The sequence below is a fragment of the Shewanella sp. DAU305 genome (assembly GCF_026802235.1).
In the GTDB taxonomy this organism is placed as follows: domain Bacteria; phylum Pseudomonadota; class Gammaproteobacteria; order Enterobacterales; family Shewanellaceae; genus Shewanella; species Shewanella baltica.
The window spans coordinates 4,205,701-4,223,560 of record NZ_CP113808.1 but is presented as its reverse complement, the minus strand read 5'-3'; the positions used below and the strand labels follow the sequence as shown (position 1 = coordinate 4,223,560).

General features: G+C 47.2%; 15 protein-coding genes, 6 tRNA genes and 1 pseudogene. 10 read left to right on the top strand and 12 right to left on the bottom strand.

Annotated features, from left to right (window positions below; translation table 11 throughout):
* Nucleotides 1-12: 12 nt before the first annotated feature.
* The 4 genes from nadD to leuS form a co-directional block, all read right to left on the bottom strand.
* Nucleotides 13-663 (bottom strand): nicotinate-nucleotide adenylyltransferase, encoded by a 651-nt coding sequence (gene nadD, locus OX890_RS17965; RefSeq protein ID WP_006086962.1) that lies wholly within the window; start codon nucleotides 661-663, stop codon nucleotides 13-15.
* 24 nt (nucleotides 664-687) lie between these two features.
* A complete protein-coding gene (holA, locus tag OX890_RS17960) occupies nucleotides 688-1,719 on the bottom strand; it encodes a DNA polymerase III subunit delta (protein WP_006086961.1) in 1,032 nt (343 codons plus the stop codon).
* 35 nt (nucleotides 1,720-1,754) lie between these two features.
* Nucleotides 1,755-2,249 carry an LPS-assembly lipoprotein LptE gene (locus OX890_RS17955; protein ID WP_006086960.1) on the bottom strand — a complete coding sequence of 165 codons (495 nt, stop codon included), beginning with the start codon at nucleotides 2,247-2,249 and terminating at the stop codon, nucleotides 1,755-1,757.
* A gap of 169 nt (nucleotides 2,250-2,418) precedes the next feature.
* Complete coding sequence (leuS, locus tag OX890_RS17950; RefSeq protein WP_126492577.1) at nucleotides 2,419-4,998, bottom strand: leucine--tRNA ligase; 2,580 nt, start codon at nucleotides 4,996-4,998, stop codon at nucleotides 2,419-2,421.
* Between the two features lie 121 nt (nucleotides 4,999-5,119).
* Here leuS and OX890_RS17945 point away from each other — a divergent pair, with 121 nt between their 5' ends.
* Nucleotides 5,120-5,620, top strand: a complete 501-nt coding sequence (locus tag OX890_RS17945) for a zinc ribbon-containing protein (RefSeq protein WP_006082746.1) — start codon at nucleotides 5,120-5,122, stop codon at nucleotides 5,618-5,620.
* A 98-nt stretch (nucleotides 5,621-5,718) separates the two neighbouring features.
* On the opposite strand, the gene OX890_RS17940 is transcribed toward OX890_RS17945, so the two are convergent.
* The 8 genes and pseudogenes from OX890_RS17940 to OX890_RS17905 form a co-directional block, all read right to left on the bottom strand.
* Nucleotides 5,719-6,378 (bottom strand): class I SAM-dependent methyltransferase, encoded by a 660-nt coding sequence (locus OX890_RS17940; RefSeq protein WP_126492576.1) that lies wholly within the window; start codon nucleotides 6,376-6,378, stop codon nucleotides 5,719-5,721.
* Nucleotides 6,379-6,616: 238 nt separating this feature from the next.
* Complete coding sequence (locus OX890_RS17935; RefSeq protein WP_268649669.1) at nucleotides 6,617-7,120, bottom strand: pilus assembly FimT family protein; 504 nt, start codon at nucleotides 7,118-7,120, stop codon at nucleotides 6,617-6,619.
* A gap of 10 nt (nucleotides 7,121-7,130) precedes the next feature.
* Nucleotides 7,131-8,705: an apolipoprotein N-acyltransferase gene (gene lnt, locus OX890_RS17930; protein ID WP_126492574.1), complete on the bottom strand. Its 1,575-nt coding sequence runs from the start codon at nucleotides 8,703-8,705 to the stop codon at nucleotides 7,131-7,133.
* Nucleotides 8,706-8,711: 6 nt separating this feature from the next.
* Nucleotides 8,712-9,586, bottom strand: a pseudogene (gene corC / locus OX890_RS17925) (CNNM family magnesium/cobalt transport protein CorC).
* Nucleotides 9,587-9,626: 40 nt separating this feature from the next.
* Nucleotides 9,627-10,088 carry an rRNA maturation RNase YbeY gene (gene ybeY, locus OX890_RS17920; RefSeq protein ID WP_012587022.1) on the bottom strand — a complete coding sequence of 154 codons (462 nt, stop codon included), beginning with the start codon at nucleotides 10,086-10,088 and terminating at the stop codon, nucleotides 9,627-9,629.
* Nucleotides 10,078-11,124: a PhoH family protein gene (locus tag OX890_RS17915; protein WP_259503669.1), complete on the bottom strand. Its 1,047-nt coding sequence runs from the start codon at nucleotides 11,122-11,124 to the stop codon at nucleotides 10,078-10,080. Before OX890_RS17915 ends, ybeY begins: the two co-directional genes overlap by 11 nt.
* Nucleotides 11,125-11,326: 202 nt before the next feature.
* Nucleotides 11,327-12,751, bottom strand: coding sequence for a tRNA (N6-isopentenyl adenosine(37)-C2)-methylthiotransferase MiaB (gene miaB / locus OX890_RS17910; protein ID WP_006082739.1), 1,425 nt, complete (start codon nucleotides 12,749-12,751; stop codon nucleotides 11,327-11,329).
* A gap of 85 nt (nucleotides 12,752-12,836) precedes the next feature.
* Nucleotides 12,837-13,244, bottom strand: coding sequence for a hypothetical protein (locus OX890_RS17905; RefSeq protein WP_268649668.1), 408 nt, complete (start codon nucleotides 13,242-13,244; stop codon nucleotides 12,837-12,839).
* Nucleotides 13,245-13,663: 419 nt separating this feature from the next.
* Here OX890_RS17905 and OX890_RS17900 point away from each other — a divergent pair, with 419 nt between their 5' ends.
* The 9 genes from OX890_RS17900 (at nucleotide 13,664) to OX890_RS17860 (ending at nucleotide 17,837) form a co-directional block, all read left to right on the top strand.
* Nucleotides 13,664-14,926, top strand: coding sequence for an FAD-dependent monooxygenase (locus OX890_RS17900; RefSeq protein WP_268649667.1), 1,263 nt, complete (start codon nucleotides 13,664-13,666; stop codon nucleotides 14,924-14,926).
* Nucleotides 14,927-15,078: 152 nt separating this feature from the next.
* Entirely contained in the window at nucleotides 15,079-15,666 is a 588-nt protein-coding gene (gene pth / locus OX890_RS17895) for an aminoacyl-tRNA hydrolase (RefSeq protein WP_006082736.1), read from the top strand.
* A gap of 128 nt (nucleotides 15,667-15,794) precedes the next feature.
* The gene (ychF, locus tag OX890_RS17890; protein ID WP_006082735.1) at nucleotides 15,795-16,886 is read left to right on the top strand and encodes a redox-regulated ATPase YchF; all 1,092 of its coding nucleotides are present in this window, start codon (nucleotides 15,795-15,797) and stop codon (nucleotides 16,884-16,886) included.
* A 208-nt stretch (nucleotides 16,887-17,094) separates the two neighbouring features.
* A tRNA-Met gene (locus tag OX890_RS17885) sits at nucleotides 17,095-17,171 on the top strand.
* 95 nt (nucleotides 17,172-17,266) lie between these two features.
* Nucleotides 17,267-17,351 (top strand) — tRNA-Leu (locus OX890_RS17880).
* A 75-nt stretch (nucleotides 17,352-17,426) separates the two neighbouring features.
* A tRNA-Gln gene (locus tag OX890_RS17875) sits at nucleotides 17,427-17,501 on the top strand.
* 23 nt (nucleotides 17,502-17,524) lie between these two features.
* Nucleotides 17,525-17,599 (top strand) — tRNA-Gln (locus tag OX890_RS17870).
* A 1-nt stretch (nucleotide 17,600) separates the two neighbouring features.
* Nucleotides 17,601-17,677: transfer RNA gene (locus OX890_RS17865), tRNA-Met, on the top strand.
* Nucleotides 17,678-17,752: 75 nt separating this feature from the next.
* Nucleotides 17,753-17,837, top strand: a tRNA-Leu gene (locus OX890_RS17860).
* Nucleotides 17,838-17,860: the final 23 nt, after the last annotated feature.

Sequence of the window (17,860 nt, the reverse complement as noted above, 5' to 3'; positions counted from 1 at the left end):
TTACGGTTCGAGCTAAGGTAAGTAAAGTCGTTGATTTTGGATGTAATCTAGCGTGATGGGCATGAGTAAATCGGCGGGAATTTCGCCTTTTGCCAGTTGTTCGCGGATTTGAGTCGAGGAAATATCCTGTGGCGTAATTGTCACAGGGAAAATCTGCCCACTGTTTTTATGGGTATTTTTAGCATGCCCTTCGTGTGTTTCTTGGTGCGCGTGACTGCGGGCCGTCAATATCTGCTGCATAGGATGCGCAGCATCGAGCTGCCAACCGGGGCGCTGGCAGACAACGAGGTGGGCAAAGTCGAATAGGCGTTGCCACTCATACCAGCTTTTTAATTGGAGGAAAGAGTCCATCCCCATGATAAAAAACAGCTCATCTTCAGGATGTAAGCTTTTCAGTTGCTCAAGGGTGACCACTGTGTAGGAAGGCGTGTCGCGTTTAGCTTCGATATCGCACAGCTCAAAGCCATCAAGCTGCGAGCAGACATCGGCAACCATCTTGAGCCGCTGCGCTGTGGTTAAGTTAGGCTGATGTTTATGGGGCGGAATATGGTTCGGCATCAGCAGGATTTTATCCAAGGCTAATGCGTGTTTCACTTCAATCGCCGGACGGATATGACCATAGTGTATCGGGTCGAAGGTGCCGCCTAAAATACCAATGCGCATATCAACTCTTTGGTTAACCTATGATTAGTCTATGGCTATATGTGCCAGATGCCGATGGGCTCGAGGATCAAATAACAGACACAGGTGGCTCAGCCCAGTCCAGTCCTCTTTACCCTGCTGCTTTAAGTTGAGCTCAAGTTTCGAGGCAAGGGCGAGCATGTGTTCGAGCTGTTCGAGGCTGAGCCGTTGCAGCGCCGCTTGATAAAGAGGCTTACGTTTATCCCAAATTCGATGTTTACTCCAGAGCGCACTCAGCGCGACGCCTTGGGCTTGCTCGCATTTCAAATTGAATAACAAGCCGAGCTCTTTAAACAAGGCCCACAGCAGGATAGGTAAGGCTGTGCCTTCGCCATTGAGCTGGGCCAGCATGTGCTGCGCGCTATCCTGTTTATTATTCAGTAATGCATCCGTGAGTTGGAATACGGTGAAGCGCGACTGATCCTCAAAATAGTGGCTCAGTTCATCGGCACTGACGGGATTTGTTGGACTCAGGAGTTGCAGCAACTGCATGGCTTGATCGGCAGCCAGTAAATTGCCTTCATAAAGCGAATGCAACATAGCGCGGGCATCCGGCTGCAGATTGAGCTTAAAGTGCTTGATGCGGCCATCAAGCCAGCGCATAAACTGATCGCCCTCTGGCGTGGCGCAGGGCAGATACATGCCATGGGCATCTAAGGTCTTAAACCATTTGCTGTTGGTTTGCTCGTTGGCGAGCTTTGGCCCTTCGATAATCAACAGCATATCGGGATTGGGCGTCTGCAATAGGGCTTGCAGTGTGCTTGAGCCTTCGGCACCGGGCTTAGATTGTGGAAGGATTAACTCAATCAGACGCTTACTGGAAAACAGGCTCATGGCCTGCCATTCCTGAGTCAAGTCGTTCCAATTAAAGCCCGTCTCTTGAATGAGTTGGACTTTTTCATCGAAACCCTGACGCTTGGCAAATTGGCGGATCTGATCTTTGGTGGTTTCAATCAACCAAGGATCATCACCAAAAATCAGATAACAAGGAAATAACTGGTTAAGGTGGCGGGAGAGTTGATCGGGATAGACTCTCATTTAGTAGATTATCCGCATTTAATTGATGACTCGCATTAATTCACCTCAGTACTGGCCATCGCTTGCAGAATACGATCGGCTGCTTGGATACGCATTTCCTTCGTCAGTAATTCCATTTCACGACTCTTTGCCAATGCGGTACGTGGATCGTCTAAGTAGTCGCGGCGAATTTCAACCTTGAAAGGCTGCGCTTCTTTGCCCGGCAATGCCACAGCAAATTCGACTAAATAAATCAGCTCATACTCGGCGACGTTACCTGTGGGGTATAAAGATAAGGTCGAGCGTTCTAGGGAGTCGGTGATTAACCTTAATACTGGAACGTCATCGGCGGCGTCGACAACTTGGATATTGTTCAAGCGCAGGCGTTCACGAACCAAACGGGTGAGTTCGCTGTATTCATCCGCGCTGCTCAAACTCAAATGATTGAGAACATCGGGGATCTGATAACTGCGTTGAAGCTTAAAACCGCAACCGGCGCTGGTCATAATTACTAGCGCCATGATTGCGAAGCATATGCGTTTGATTAGCATAGATTTCGCGGTTTCCTATTCGTTGTATACCTGCTGGCTTGAAGCGGCAGCTTTGTTGGCGGCTTTCAAGCAACCCAATCACTTAGAAAACTTAAGCTCATGGGCTGTTCTTAATTGCCGCCTTGCTACCACTTCAATAACTTAGGGTATAGCTAGTTATTAGCAGCGGTTAATTGGCCACTATGCTAAGCAGTTTACCCGGCACATAGATCACTTTACGCACAGTCAGGCCGTCTAGGTATTTGATCACGTGCTCATCACTCATGCCTAAGGCTTCTACTGATTCTTTATCAGCATCGGCAGCCACTGTGATTTTTGCGCGAACTTTACCGTTAACTTGCACAACGATGAGCTTGCTGTCTTCAACTAGCGCAGCTTCATCAACGACTGGCCATTGGCTGTCTTCGATGTTGCTTGCATTGCCTAACTCGTTCCACAGGTTAAAGCTAACATGCGGAATGATAGGGTACAGCAAACGCACTATGGCCGATAAGGCTTCGCCGATAATGGCGTTGTCTTGACCTGTGGTTTGTGGTGCTTTTTGCAGATGGTTCATCAGTTCCATCACGGCGGCAACCGCAGTGTTGAACATCTGACGGCGGCCGATATCGTCGGTCACTTTAGCGATAGTCTTGTGGACTTCACGGCGCAGCGCTTTTTGGTCGCTTGTTAACTTGCTGGCATCTAAGGCTTCGCTGTTATCTTGGTTCACATGCTCGTTTGCCAATTTCCACAGACGTTTAATGAAGCGGTGTGCGCCTTCAACGCCAGACTCTTGCCATTCCAGAGTTAATTCTGGTGGTGAGGCGAACATCATAAATAGGCGAACGGTATCGGCGCCGTATTTTTCAACCATGACTTGAGGATCGATACCGTTGTTTTTCGACTTAGACATCTTGCTCATGCCGGTATAAACCAGCTCGTTGCCGTCTTTGTCGATAGCCTTAGTAATGCGGCCCTTGTCGTCTTTTTCTGTGGTCGCTACATCTAAAGGAGAAACCCATACACGGGCGCCTTTTTCGTTGATGTAGTAGAAAGCATCGGCCAACACCATGCCTTGGGTCAGCAGTTGTTTGGCTGGCTCGTTAGAGTTAACCAGACCTGCATCACGCAGCAACTTATGGAAGAAGCGGAAATATAACAAATGCATACAAGCGTGTTCGATACCGCCAATGTATTGATCCACGGGTAGCCAGTAGTTTGCTTTAGCCGGATCTAACATTTCGTCCGCATGCGGGCTGCAGTAACGGGCGTAATACCAAGACGATTCCATAAAGGTATCGAAGGTATCGGTTTCGCGCAGCGCATCTTGACCGTTGACTTGGGTTTTCGCCCATTCTTTATCGGCCTTGATTGGGCTTTGAATCCCGTCCATCACCACATCTTCTGGCAGTAATACTGGCAGTTGATCTGCTGGCGTTGGGATCACAGTGCCGTCGGCTAAGGTCACCATAGGAATAGGTGCGCCCCAGTAACGCTGACGTGAAACACCCCAATCGCGCAGGCGATAGTTGACTTGGCGCTTGCCTTTACCTTCGGCGACTAACTTGTTAGCGATGGCATTAAAGCCCGCTTCAAAGTCTAAACCGTCAAACTCTCCCGAGTTAAACAGTACGCCTTTTTCGGTATAAGCGGCTTCGCTGATATCAACGTCGCCATCAACTGGCTTGATCACAGCTTCAATCGCCAGACCGTATTTTTTCGCAAATTCGAAGTCACGTTGATCGTGGCCTGGAACTGACATCACAGCGCCTGTGCCATAGTTCATCAACACAAAGTTAGCTGCCCAAATCGGGACTTGCTTACCAGTGATAGGATGAATGGCGAAAAGCCCTGTAGCGACACCGCGTTTTTCCATGGTCGCGAGTTCGGCTTCAGATGTTGTGCTGTTTTTGCACTCATCGATAAAGGCGGCAAGCTCAGGATTATTGTGCGCGGCGATTTCAGCCAATGGATGACCTGCGGCAATCGCCACATAAGTCACGCCCATTAAGGTATCAGGACGCGTGGTATAGATATCGAAGCTTTTATCGTGGCCTGCGACGCCGAAGGTCATTTCTACACCTTCGCTGCGACCAATCCAGTTACGTTGCATGGTTTTGACCTGATCAGGCCAGCCATCTAAGGTATCGATATCGTTTAATAATTCTTCTGCATAGGCAGTGATCTTAATGAACCACTGTGGAATTTCTTTTTGTTCCACAGGGGTATCACAGCGCCAGCAGCAACCGTCTTGAACTTGCTCGTTCGCCAGTACGGTTTCATCGTTTGGACACCAGTTGACTGAAGCTGTCTTTTTATAGACTAGGCCTTTCTCGTACAACTTAGTGAAGAACCATTGTTCCCAGCGATAATATTCTGGGGTACAAGTGGCGATTTCACGGCTCCAATCGTAACCAAAACCCAGCAATTTCAGCTGGTTCTTCATGTACTCTATGTTTTCATAGGTCCATGGCGCAGGCGCAGTCTTGTTGTTAATCGCGGCATTTTCTGCGGGCAGACCAAATGAGTCCCAACCGATAGGCTGGAGCACGTTTTTGCCTTGAAGACGTTGAAAGCGTGCAACTACGTCACCTATGGTATAGTTGCGTACGTGTCCCATGTGGAGTCTGCCAGAAGGGTACGGAAACATCGAAAGGCAATAAAACTTTTCTTTGTTTGCGTCTTCAGTGACTTCGAAGGTTTTGTTGTCATGCCAGTGCTTTTGCACTAAGGCTTCAATTTCTGAGGGATTATATTGCTCTTGCATCACTCTATTTCCGGCAGTGCCGCCTATTATTTGATCTAACGCCATATCAGCGCGAGTAAGATCTGCATAGAATAAACTAGAAGCGATGCATTAAAAAGGTTCGTATGAAGGAGTATTGGTTATGAATGATAGAAGTAACGTGTTACTAGGACTGTATCAAGCCTTAATTACCGAAGTGAAAGCTCAATTTGCAGAAGATAACACGCTGACTGTAAAGAACTTATTTAACTCTGTCACTCAAGGTAAGGAGTTTTTACGTCTTAAACAGCAGGCTGGAGAAGATGAGCTCGCTTTAGTAGAACAATTCTTAAAACGTGATATTACCAGTTTTCTTCGCGAGCAGAACGCCGATAGTCTGAGCCACAGCCAAACTGTGATTACTTTGGAGAATACGCTTTGGCATTGGTTGGGTGAAATAACCGATCGTAGCCAAGTGGAATGGCATGAATTAACGCAAGATTTTAAGCAAAATGGTTATTACAAAAGTGGCGACATAGTAAGTCAGGGCATCATGGTATGCACTAACTGTGGCAATGAAATGAGTATTGAATTTCCGAGTCCCATCCCTGATTGCCCAGAGTGTGATCACGAAGAATTTACCCGTGAGCCGCTAACGCCTTAGTCGCGTTAACGATCTTATTTCGTTAAAACGACGCATCTGCGTCGTTTTTTTTGCTCAATTAAACCGAAATCACCGCTATCTTAGTTAATCAGACAATATCAACTGTTCGTACGACAGTAACTGAGGATTTGGCCACCGAAAGGCGCCAATAAGAATTCAGTGTGAATGGGTTTATGTTGTGAATGTTCGTAACCTAAGGTGACCATACGTTTACTGAATTTGGCATGATTACCACGACCGGGATCAACCAAGACCACATCGCAAACCGGTTTAGCATGCTGCTCAATAAATTGTGACAACAGATCGGCATGTTCTTGTTCGTACAAGAGATCGCTACCAATGATCAGATCAAATAAGCCTAAATTCGTTTCTGCATCTGCCCAGCCAGTACGCACAAACGGGATCGCCCGACCATGATTTAAATCGACATTTTGCTTAAGGAAATTTCCTGATTCTGGGTGATAGTCTGTAGCTGTGATATCGGCGTGCCTATGATTAAGCACTAGACTCGCGAGCCCAATGCCACAGCCCACTTCAAGAATACGTTTATTGCCAATCTTGTAGTCTGCCATGTAGTGCGAGAGCACTTGGCTCGATGGCCAGACTATGCCAAATAACGGCCAAGTTGCGGAGGAAATACCGAGCTTTTCAGCTTCGCCATCGATGTCGTCAAATTCCTGATTGTCTCTTAGGGTTCTGACATGAATATCGAGATCGCCAAACTCGTGGGTTTGGTAGCGCACGCGAAGCAGTGCCATAGAGTTGCCTTGATGTGTACCTTAGTTAAGGAACGAGGTAATGGTACCAATCTATTAGCTATGCAGGCACAGTAACTATGAACAGTAACTATGAACAGTAACTATGAACAGTAACTATGAACAGTAACTATGATTGGTATAAGGCCACGTCTAATCGTTCACCTTAACGTGGAACGCGCAATCAGCCTAATCTATTCGCAGACAATTGCGGGATAACACAGGTTAACTGAGTGTCAGCCTAACAACCTTGGGTGTTGATATCATATAGCGGCGGGGTGTTGGCATCGCTGGCTTGGGTGTAGCGGAAATAGCATTGATCGTCATCTACTAAGGTATTGTTGTTAAGATCGTAACCTATGTAAGTGATATCAACGCCTTGATATTGAATGATGAGCTTATCATCTGAGGTGATCCAGTTTTCCACATCGGTATTATCTAGGTAACCCCATTTCAATCTGGTATCGGGCGTGCCATCACCATTGAGGTCGATATCAATAATATCGTCGCGGCCTGCAACGGCTTGGCTTCGCAGGCTGGGCATTTGGTTTTTTGAGTAGGCCAGTGTGTTGGCGGTTTTTACGCTGGCTTTTAATTGGCTCAAGGTTTGTACCCGAGCCTCTTTACTCAAACCGATAAATTTAGGCGCGGCAATCACTGCCAAGATCCCAAGTACAATAATCACCACGACCAGTTCAATCAAGGTAAAGCCAGCCGCATCTTGTTTATTGATTGGGTAACACATGGTCTTGATCCTATTGCGCTTTTACACGTCGGCCAAAGCCGAGTAATACCAGTAAACCACAGAGCAGTAGCAGGGGTGTTTGACCTAATTTTGCGAACCAAGTTTGGCCTGTTACCAAGGGAATGGTTGCGCTTAGCACGCCGGTTTCAAACTGGGGTAAGGATGCGGTGATATTGCCATGCTCATCGACTACCGCTGTCACGCCATTGTTGGTTGCCCGCAATAAAGGGCGCCCCAATTCAACTGCGCGCATTTGGGCGATTTCCATATGCTGTAATGGGCCGTTTGAACTACCAAACCAAGCATCGTTAGAGACAGTTAACAGTATATCTGTCCCTTGATTAACGCTGTCGCGTAATTGCTCTGGGAAGGCAATTTCATAACAAATCGCGGGCGCGATTTTATGGCCTAGGGCACTTAGATTTGGCTGTTGATATTCGCCTCTGGCAAAGGAGGACATAGGCAAATTAAAGAAAGGCGCAATCGGGCGCAGTAGCGCTTCAAAGGGCACAAACTCGCCAATCGGCAACAGATGATGTTTCTTAAATTGATTGCTACCATCGCCCTCATAGTCAGGGCCTGCTTGTTGTTTCTGATTATGATTACCAAGCACAATTAATGAATTATAAAACTCATTGTTTTGATGGCTGATAATGCCAGTGATGATTGACGTATGGTTTAGATTGGCGACTTTATTGGCGTTATCTAAAAAGTCCTGCACCATAGATTCTGGCGCGGGAATCGCCGCTTCTGGCCAAATAATGATATCGGCATCGAAATGTTCGCGGGATAAATCCATGTATTTTAAAAGGGTCGGCCACAGGGCATCGGGTTCCCACTTCATGCTTTGGGGAATATTGCCTTGCACCAGTGCCACTTTAACATTTTCACCCGTAGGATGAATGTCGGAAATCTTAGGTGCAGCCCAAACAGCCAAAATACTGAGTGGCAGTAGAAGCAGTAAACTCTTATAACGCTTAGTAAAACAAAGGGCTAATGCACCTGCGAGCATGGCCAGTACAAAGCTTAACCCGAGTGCGCCTATGATACTGGCAAGGGTTTTTAGCGGCCCTTGGGTTTGCGAGTAACCGGCCCATAACCAGGGGAAACCTGTCATCACCCAGCCACGAGCCCATTCGGTCAAGGTCCACAGGGCGGGGAACAGGGCGAGATTACGCCAAAGGCTAAACGTGGTTTCGCCATTTTTACTGAGTGTTTTAGTTAACCAAGCCAGCGCTAAACCTGTTAGTGCCGGATACAAGGCTAAATACAAAGCCAACAAGGCCATCAAGCCAACAGAGGCGATGAGCGGCATACCACCAAAGGTATCCATACTCACATGTACCCAACTGATCCCTACGGCAAAACAGCCAAACCCAAAGCTTAACCAATAGTAAAAGCTCGCCTTAGCGTCAAGCGCTCGGCTATGCCAGAGGGCAATCGCCATGGCAAACGGATAGATGATCCAAATGGAATAGGGCGCAAATGAAAGCGCCGTACTGGCGCCAAGGGCAAATGCCAGTACGAGTCTCAAAGCACTAGGTCGGGACTTTTGTTGGGCAAAAGCCCGGATTTGTTTTAGCACGAGTGATTATTCTACGTCTTCGCCAGTATTAGGATCGGGGAGTTTAACTCTGAGTTGGATTAAACGCCTTGTGTCAGCATTGATAACTTTAAATTCAATGCCTTCAATGATGATGCTCTCGTTGCGTTCTGGCAGATGACCAAAGGCGTGTGAGACTAAGCCACCGACGGTATCAAACTCTTCATCGCTGAATTCAGTGTTGAATTCTTCGTTGAAATCTTCAATTGGCGTCAAGGCCTTAACCATATAAACCGTGTTGCCGACTTTGCGGATCTCGGTTTCTTCCGTGCTATCGTGGTCGAATTCGTCTTCAATCTCACCGACAATTTCTTCCAAAATATCTTCGATAGTCACCAGACCTGACACACCGCCGTATTCATCGACCACAATCGCCATATGGTAGCGCTGTGAGCGGAATTCTTTTAGCAATACATCGACGCGTTTGCTTTCGGGTACAACCACAGCAGGACGGATCACGCGATCCAGTGAGAAGGGCTCATCGCTGTTGGAAAAACCGTAAGGGATCAAATCTTTAGCAAGCAATATGCCTTCGATATGGTCTTTATCTTCGTTAACGACGGGGAAGCGCGAGTGACCTGAACCAATCACTGTGGCGAGTAATTCTTCGACCGAGTTGTCTATCTGTAGGGCGACAATTTGAGCTCTTGGGATCATGATATCCCGAACACGCATATCAGAAACGTCTAATACACCTTTTATCATCTCGCGGGTGTCTTGAGTGATCAGATCGCGCTGTTCTGCACCATCAATCACATCGACTAAATCTTCGCGATTTTGAGGTTCGCCCTGAAATAGCTGACTTACTCTATCAAACCAACCTTTCTTGTGGGCGTTCGTACTCGGGGGATATCGTCACTCATAGTTTTCTCATTAGCTTTTGATAGGGATTATCTTAGCTAACTATTGTTCCTTATATGGGTCAGTAAAGCCTAAGCCTTCAATGAGTTGGGTCTCTAACGACTCCATCTCTTCAGCTTCTTCATCTTCGATGTGATCATACCCTAGCAGATGCAAGCAACCATGTACAACCATGTGTGCCCAGTGCGCTTCTAAGGTTTTTTGTTGCTCACGGGCTTCATTTTCAACGACTGCCGCGCAAATGACAAGATCTCCTAGTAAAGGAAGTTCAATTTCTGGCGGTGCCTCAAAGGGAAATGACAACACATTGGTCGGTTTGTCTTTGCCGCGGTAGGTGCTATTGAGCATCTGACTCTCGCGGCTGTCGACTATACGTATAGTTAATTCAGCTTCATCCATGCTATTGCCAATCGCGGTTGTGGCCCAAAGGGCGAATTGCTCGTCCGTTGGCAACCAGTCGCAGGTGGTGGCATGTTGAATATCTAAGGCTAAATCAAGACTCATGTGCTGCGGCTTCCTGTTGTTTCAGGTATTGGCTTTCTTTCTTGGCCTTTAAGGTTTGCTCTTTTAAATCAAAGGCCTCATAGGCTTCGACGATGCGAGCAACCACAGGATGGCGCACGACGTCTTGGGAGACGAAAAAGTTAAAGCTGATTTCTTCTACTTGGCTTAACACTTCAATCGCGTGGCGTAGGCCGGACTTTTGATGTTTAGGCAAGTCGGTTTGCGTGATGTCGCCGGTGATCACGGCGCGGGAATTAAAGCCGATACGGGTAAGGAACATCTTCATTTGCTCGATTGTGGTGTTTTGGCTTTCATCGAGAATAATAAAGGCATCGTTCAAGGTGCGACCGCGCATATAGGCAAGCGGCGCCACTTCGATGACGTTTTTCTCAATTAAGCGTTCCACTTTTTCAAAGCCGAGCATTTCGAATAGTGCGTCATAAAGTGGACGTAAATAAGGGTCGACCTTTTGACTCAAATCACCGGGTAAGAAACCAAGTTTTTCACCCGCTTCTACCGCTGGGCGAGTCAGCAAAATACGGCGCACTTCTTGGCGTTCTAACGCATCCACTGCTGCTGCTACCGCAAGGTAGGTTTTGCCGGTTCCCGCAGGGCCGATACCAAAGGTAATGTCGTGGCGCACAATATTGGCCACATATAGGCTTTGGTTTGGATTGCGTGGCTTAATGACACCGCGGCGGGTTTTGATATTAATGCTGCTGTCGTCGCTCGCGTCTTCTTGCTCTAGGGCAATGGCTTCTTGAATGGCGATATGGACTTGTTCAGGCTCAAGATCGGGCGTGCTGCCTTTAACCGTTTGGGTCTCGATGTAGAGTTCTTTGAGTAAGTTGTTGGCGCTTAAACAATTGCGTGGCAGTCCGGTGATCTGAAAATGATTGTTCTTACGGACGATTTCAACGCCAACGCGACGTTCTATCTGCTTGATATTGTCATCGAATGGACCGCACAGTGAAGCCAGACGGCGTGTTTCTGCGGGTTCGAGATACAGATTCATGGTAGTTAATTTACTGGACAAATAGCACTCCCAATAGCGAATAAGAAAGCAAGGTACGAGGTTGGTTAACCATCGCAAGATAATTTTAGTTTACGAGCCATGGCCGATAATTGCTAACGGAAAATAGCAATTGCCTCGGTAGACTTAAACAAAAGTGCGTGAAAGCAAAAGGGCGACTAAGTCGCCCTTTTCTATATAGGTACTGTTTAAGCCGATTTAAAGCTTATGGCTTAAATTGAGTCACGCCCAGCTCATCATCTTGCTTGCGCTTGGCCAGAATTTCAGCCGGACGCAGGCTACGACGTAGATCCATTTCATCTTCGCCGCGGATAAAGACACCGCGCAGTGAGTTAGTGTAAACGTCGACGATTTCGACATCCACGAAAGTACCAATGTGTTTTGGCTGACCTTCGAAGTTCACCACTCGGTTGTTCTCAGTACGGCCGCGCAGTTCCATTGGATTTTTCACCGATGGACCTTCAACCAGAATACGTTGCACTGTGCCCATCATGTGGCGGCTGTAGCGCATGGCTTGCTGGGTGATGCGGTCTTGCAGAATCGCCAGACGTTGCTTTTTCTCTTCCATATCGACGTTATCGGGTAAATCCGCCGCTGGCGTGCCCGGACGTGCGCTATAGATAAAGCTGAAGCTGTGGTCGAAACCTATGTCTTCAATCAACTTCATGGTATCAGCAAAGTCTTCTTTGGTTTCGCCTGGGAAGCCAATGATAAAGTCTGAGCTGATTTGAATGCCTTCACGGGCTTTACGCAGGCGGCGGATGATTGACTTATATTCAATCGCCATGTGGCCACGTTTCATCGCCGTGAGAATACGGTCAGATCCCGATTGTACTGGCAAGTGTAAGAAGCTCACTAGCTCTGGGGTATCTTCGTAAACGTCGATAATATCTTGTGTAAATTCAATCGGGTGACTGGTCGTAAAGCGAATACGGTCAATACCGTCGATGGCTGCCACGAAACGCAGTAACTCAGCAAAGGTACAGATAGCGCCATCGTGAGTTGCGCCGCGATAGGCATTCACGTTTTGACCTAGCAGGTTCACTTCGCGCACACCTTGCTCCGCCAATTGGGCGATTTCAAGGATAATGTCGTCCGATGGACGGCTGACTTCTTCACCGCGAGTATAAGGTACCACACAGAACGAGCAGTACTTGCTGCAACCTTCCATGATAGACACAAACGCGGTTGGGCCTTCGGCGCGGGGTTCCGGCAGACGGTCGAATTTTTCGATTTCAGGGAAGCTGATATCGATAACCGCTTTGTCACCACGGCGCACTTGCTCGATCATCTCGGGCAGACGGTGTAACGTTTGTGGTCCAAAAATAATGTCGACACATTGGGCTCTGTCTTTAATCGCTTTGCCTTCTTGTGAAGCAACGCAGCCGCCTACGCCAATAATCAAATTGGGATTTTTATCTTTAAGCGTCTTCCAGCGTCCTAGCTGATGGAACACTTTTTCCTGCGCTTTTTCACGGATTGAACAAGTATTCAGCAGGAGAATGTCTGCCTCAGACGCTTCTTCAGTCAAGGTATAACCTTGGTATTCGCCTAACAGATCAGCCATCTTGGATGAGTCATACTCATTCATTTGACAGCCCCAAGTCTTGATATGGAGTTTCTTACTCATCAGTTGTGTCGCCCTAAGATGACCAATAAAAATAGCGCGACATTTTACCTGCTGTTATGGCTGCTGACCAGCTTTGTCCTCACTTTTACCTGTTGGCTTTTGCCGAGGGTGATACCCATACAAATGCTAGGTTTTTATTACTGGCTTGTACTTTGGCGAGGTTAAGACGGTTAACATGCTGAGCTTTGGCCATTTCCATCAAGCTATTACGTGCTTGAATGCCGATGTCTTCACGAATTTCGAGTCGAAATGCGCTCAACATTTCCGTGGTATGTTGATATAAGGCATAATCGAGCGGGTCGCGATAGGTCACTGTGATGGTTTCAATGTTTGGGCTCGCGACTGAGTTAGTTGCTGAGCTAGCCGCGATGGCTTGGCCTAGCGGTGCAATGCCTAATATGAGTGCAGTGCCCAATGTAAATGCTGTGCCTTGCGTAAGTGCGCTGCAAATTAATAAGCGACTGGCTATGGGTAAAAGAGTCAGTGTTTTCATGACATCCTCGCTAATCTATACGGTGGATTCACTTGTTAACTCGTCCAATACGGCTTAGAGCTGGGTGCTAGTTAAGTGAGAGTGTTCAGCACGCATGACGCCAGCCAAATCACAAAATCTCGATTAAGTGATTTTGGCTATGATGCCCGTGCCACTTGAGTTTAGTCAGTGTTGAAACGGGTAAATCTTGTCTTTGTAAGCAACTGTGAGCAGACGGGGTGATAGCAACATTTGCTCACGTTTGAGTGCTAAGAGACATACTTTTGATACAAAGTTCGTGGCTTTCTCCTGCGTCAGGTTTGGTCAATGCTGTCTGGGTAAAATAGCTGGCGCATAGACTTGCGCATAAATAGTGTAAAGACGTCGCTTGGGCAGCAATAAACATGGCAATAAAGGTGGTAACTAAGGTGGTAAGTAAGATGAGCCAAATTGATGAAGCAAGTGCACCGATGACATCTGATACAACTCATTCAGACGTCACTCATGTTGAAGGCACTCATGTTGAAGACGCTGAGTTCGATATCATTCTCGTCGGCGGTGGTATGGTCGGTGCGGCCACAGCAATTGGATTAGCCCAGCAGGGCTTGCAAGTGGCGGTGATTGAATCATTTGCGCCAGAGGCTTATCAAGCCGAGCAGCCGTTAGATGTGCGAGTCTCGGCCATCAGTGTGGCCTCTGAAACGCTGCTTGAACGTCTTGGCGCCTTAGATTCACTGCTGAAGATGCGCAATGTGCCTTATCTTGGCTTAGAAACTTGGGAGCTTGATGGCTGCATCACCCAATTCCACAGCTCGCAAATTGGCGCTAGTCATTTAGGCCATATCGTTGAAAACCGTTCAATCCAACTTGCCCTGTGGCAACAAATGACGCAATTGACTGGCATCACTTTATATTGTCCCGATAAAGTGGAGGCATTTTCCCGCGATAGTGACGGTGTAAGTGTGCACTTACAATCGAATCGTAAACTTAACGCTAAGTTATTGGTCGGTGCCGATGGTGCGCACTCGCAGGTACGCCAATGGGCGGGGATTGGTATTTCAGGGTGGGATTATGCTCAATCGGCGATGTTGATCAATATCAACACCGCACAGGGCCAGCAAGATGTCACTTGGCAACAGTTTACGCCTAAAGGACCGCGTTCATTATTACCTCTGCCCGGCAACAACGCGTCGCTGGTGTGGTACGACGATGCCAACCGAATAAAACAGTTAATGCAGCTTAATCACAAACAGTTGGCCGAACAGATACGTTTGCATTTCCCTGCGCGCTTAGATGCCGATTTCACCGTTGAGAATAAAGGCAGTTTTGGCCTCACTCGTCGCCATGCCCAGCGTTATTATAGTCAGAACGTGGTGATTTTAGGGGATGCCGCCCACACTATTAATCCGCTCGCTGGCCAAGGGGTGAACCTTGGGTTTAAGGATGTTGAATCGTTTTTGGCGGTCATCAAGGATGCATTGGCCCAAGATAATATCTGGTGGTCAAATGAAGTGCTGGCCCAATATCAGCGCAAACGCTATCGCGACAACCAACTGATGATGACGGCGATGGATTTGTTTTACGCAGGTTTTAGCAACGATATCCTGCCGTTAAAGCTGCTGCGTAATGGCGCTTTAAAGTTGGCAAACATCAATTCTCCAATCAAAAAGACCGTTCTTAAATATGCAATGGGGCTTAGTTAATCCTGAGTTGTTCTGCGTTCTGACTCAGTGCGATGACGTGGCATTTGTTGACTTGGGCATTGAGTGCTAAAATGCCGCGTTTTTAGCAGCTATGGTCAGTTCAGTCGGCGCTTTGCGCGGCTGCCATCGACGAAATAACGATATTGAGTGTCATGAGCGAAATAAAATTAATAGTTGGTCTGGCTAACCCAGGTGCTGAATATGCGCACACTCGCCATAATGCGGGGGCTTGGTACGTACTAGAGTTGGCTCGAATTTGCGGCGTGACTTTAGTGGCCGACAGTAAGTATTTTGGTTTGACCGCTAGAGCTGTATTGCACGGTAAAGATGTCCGCTTATTGATCCCGACGACTTATATGAATTTAAGTGGTAAAGCCGTGGGTGCTTTGGCGAATTTTTTTCGTATCACACCGGAAGAGATTCTGGTCGCTCACGATGAACTCGATTTGCCGCCCGGCGTAGCTAAGTTCAAGCTCGGTGGGGGCCATGGCGGTCACAATGGTTTGAAAGATATTATTGCTAAACTGGCTAACGATAAAAATTTCTACCGTTTACGCTTAGGTATCGGTCATCCCGGTGATAAAAACCAAGTGAGTGGTTACGTACTGGGAAAAGCGCCAGCTAAAGAGCAAGAGCTTATCGATGCGGCGATAGATGAAGCCGTGCGTTCTACCGAGATTTTGTTTAAGCAAGACATGGTGAAAGCCATGAACAGATTACACTCCTTTAAAGCGGAGTAGGTTTTGCCTTTGGCGAGACTCAAGTTAATTAACTAATTAATTCAGTAATGTGCTGCCATAGGGCAGGACGACTAAACCTCGCTGATGAGTGTGACTTGTCAGCCAATAATCGAGAGAAAGGTAAGCATATGGGTTTTAAATGCGGCATTGTTGGTCTTCCTAACGTAGGTAAATCAACGCTTTTTAATGCGTTAACTAAGGCTGGCATCGAAGCGGCTAACTTCCCGTTTTGTACCATTGAACCTAACACAGGTGTTGTACCTGTGCCGGATCCACGTCTGGATGCGTTAGCTGCGATTGTGAATCCACAACGTGTGTTACCGACCACCATGGAATTCGTAGATATCGCAGGTCTCGTAGCCGGCGCATCTAAAGGCGAAGGCTTAGGTAACAAGTTCTTAGCTAACATCCGTGAAACCGATGCCATTGGTCACGTAGTGCGTTGTTTTGATGATGACAACATTGTTCACGTTGCTAACAAGGTTGATCCAGCTGGCGATATCGAAGTCATCAACACTGAATTAGCCTTAGCTGACTTAGACAGCTTAGAGCGCGCGGTTCAACGCCAGCAGAAACGTGCTAAAGGCGGCGATAAAGACGCTAAGTTTGAAGTGGAAGTATTAGAAAAAATGCGTCCAATTCTAGACGAAGCGAAAATGCTGCGTTCAATGGAATTATCTAAAGAAGAACTCGAAGCCGTTGCTTACCTTAACTTCTTAACCTTAAAACCGACCATGTATATTGCTAACGTGGCGGAAGATGGTTTTGAGAACAACCCACACTTAGACGCTGTTCGCGCCATTGCAGCGACAGAAAACGCTATCGTTGTTGCTGTGTGTGCTGCGATTGAATCTGAACTGGCTGAGATGGAAATCTCCGATCGCGATGAGTTTATGGCAGATCTGGGTATCGAAGAGCCAGGTTTAGATCGCGTTATTCGTGCTGGTTACCAATTACTGAATCTGCAAACTTATTTCACCGCAGGCGTGAAAGAAGTGCGTGCTTGGACTGTGCCAGTAGGTGCAAGTGCTCCACAAGCGGCGGGTGTTATCCATACCGATTTTGAACGCGGCTTTATTCGTGCACAAGTGATGTCCTATGAAGATTTTATTGCCCACAAAGGTGAAGCTGGCGCGAAAGAAGCCGGTAAGTTACGTGTGGAAGGTAAAACCTATATCGTTAAAGATGGCGATGTGATGCATTTCTTGTTTAACGTATAACAAGGATTATCCAAGTAGTCAGTCTCGATAAATTAAGCTAAGTACGAGCAATAGTGTGTTATTTAGCACATCTGTTGCTCACTTTGGTGAAGTAATAGCCGAACAGCTTGGCCCAAGGGAAATAGCGAAAAAAAGCTGTTGACCTAGATACCTCGAATAAGCATAATACGCCCCGTTCCTCGCTGAGAGGGGCGCGTAATATCGAAGTGGCAATGTAGCTCAGCTGGTTAGAGCACAGCACTCATAATGCTGGGGTCGCAGGTTCAAGTCCCGCCATTGCTACCATTTTATTTAAGAAGCATATTCTTATATAAAATAGACGTCGATTTTACTCTAGCATTGATTGCTAGCATCTGTTCAAGATGTAAACATGAAGCTGTGCGGGAATGGTGAAATTGGTAGACACGCCAGATTTAGGTTCTGGTGCCGCAAGGTGTGAGAGTTCAAGTCTCTCTTCCCGTACCATTATATTTAAAATATAAGTTTGATATATGAATTTAGAAGCATCTGCGATAAGCGGATGTTTGAAACAGAGTTAGTTGGGGTATCGCCAAGTGGTAAGGCACCGGGTTTTGATCTCGGCATTCCAAGGTTCGAATCCTTGTACCCCAGCCATTTTTCTCAGTTTCCAAGTTGATTGGGGTATCGCCAAGTGGTAAGGCACCGGGTTTTGATCTCGGCATTCCAAGGTTCGAATCCTTGTACCCCAGCCATGGCAATGTAGCTCAGCTGGTTAGAGCACAGCACTCATAATGCTGGGGTCGCAGGTTCAAGTCCCGCCATTGCTACCATATTTAACTCTGTTAAAGTGATTTATCAGAGAAAAATCCAAAGCTGTTGAATAGGCAATTTTGGTACATTTTGATGCGGGAATGGTGAAATTGGTAGACACGCCAGATTTAGGTTCTGGTGCCGCGAGGTGTGAGAGTTCAAGTCTCTCTTCCCGTACCATCAAAATGCAATCTTCGATAGAA

Excerpts from the sequence above, each read along its gene's own strand:
- nadD (WP_006086962.1), bottom strand. The coding sequence starts at position 663 with ATGCGCATTGGTATTTTAGGCGGCACCTTCGACCCGATACACTATGGT.
- holA (WP_006086961.1), bottom strand. The coding sequence starts at position 1,719 with ATGAGAGTCTATCCCGATCAACTCTCCCGCCACCTTAACCAGTTATTT.
- OX890_RS17955 (WP_006086960.1), bottom strand. The coding sequence starts at position 2,249 with ATGCTAATCAAACGCATATGCTTCGCAATCATGGCGCTAGTAATTATG.
- leuS (WP_126492577.1), bottom strand. The coding sequence starts at position 4,998 with ATGCAAGAGCAATATAATCCCTCAGAAATTGAAGCCTTAGTGCAAAAG.
- OX890_RS17945 (WP_006082746.1), top strand. The coding sequence starts at position 5,120 with ATGAATGATAGAAGTAACGTGTTACTAGGACTGTATCAAGCCTTAATT.
- OX890_RS17940 (WP_126492576.1), bottom strand. The coding sequence starts at position 6,378 with ATGGCACTGCTTCGCGTGCGCTACCAAACCCACGAGTTTGGCGATCTC.
- OX890_RS17935 (WP_268649669.1), bottom strand. The coding sequence starts at position 7,120 with ATGTGTTACCCAATCAATAAACAAGATGCGGCTGGCTTTACCTTGATT.
- ybeY (WP_012587022.1), bottom strand. The coding sequence starts at position 10,088 with ATGAGTCTTGATTTAGCCTTAGATATTCAACATGCCACCACCTGCGAC.
- miaB (WP_006082739.1), bottom strand. The coding sequence starts at position 12,751 with ATGAGTAAGAAACTCCATATCAAGACTTGGGGCTGTCAAATGAATGAG.
- OX890_RS17905 (WP_268649668.1), bottom strand. The coding sequence starts at position 13,244 with ATGAAAACACTGACTCTTTTACCCATAGCCAGTCGCTTATTAATTTGC.
- OX890_RS17900 (WP_268649667.1), top strand. The coding sequence starts at position 13,664 with ATGAGCCAAATTGATGAAGCAAGTGCACCGATGACATCTGATACAACT.
- pth (WP_006082736.1), top strand. The coding sequence starts at position 15,079 with ATGAGCGAAATAAAATTAATAGTTGGTCTGGCTAACCCAGGTGCTGAA.
- ychF (WP_006082735.1), top strand. The coding sequence starts at position 15,795 with ATGGGTTTTAAATGCGGCATTGTTGGTCTTCCTAACGTAGGTAAATCA.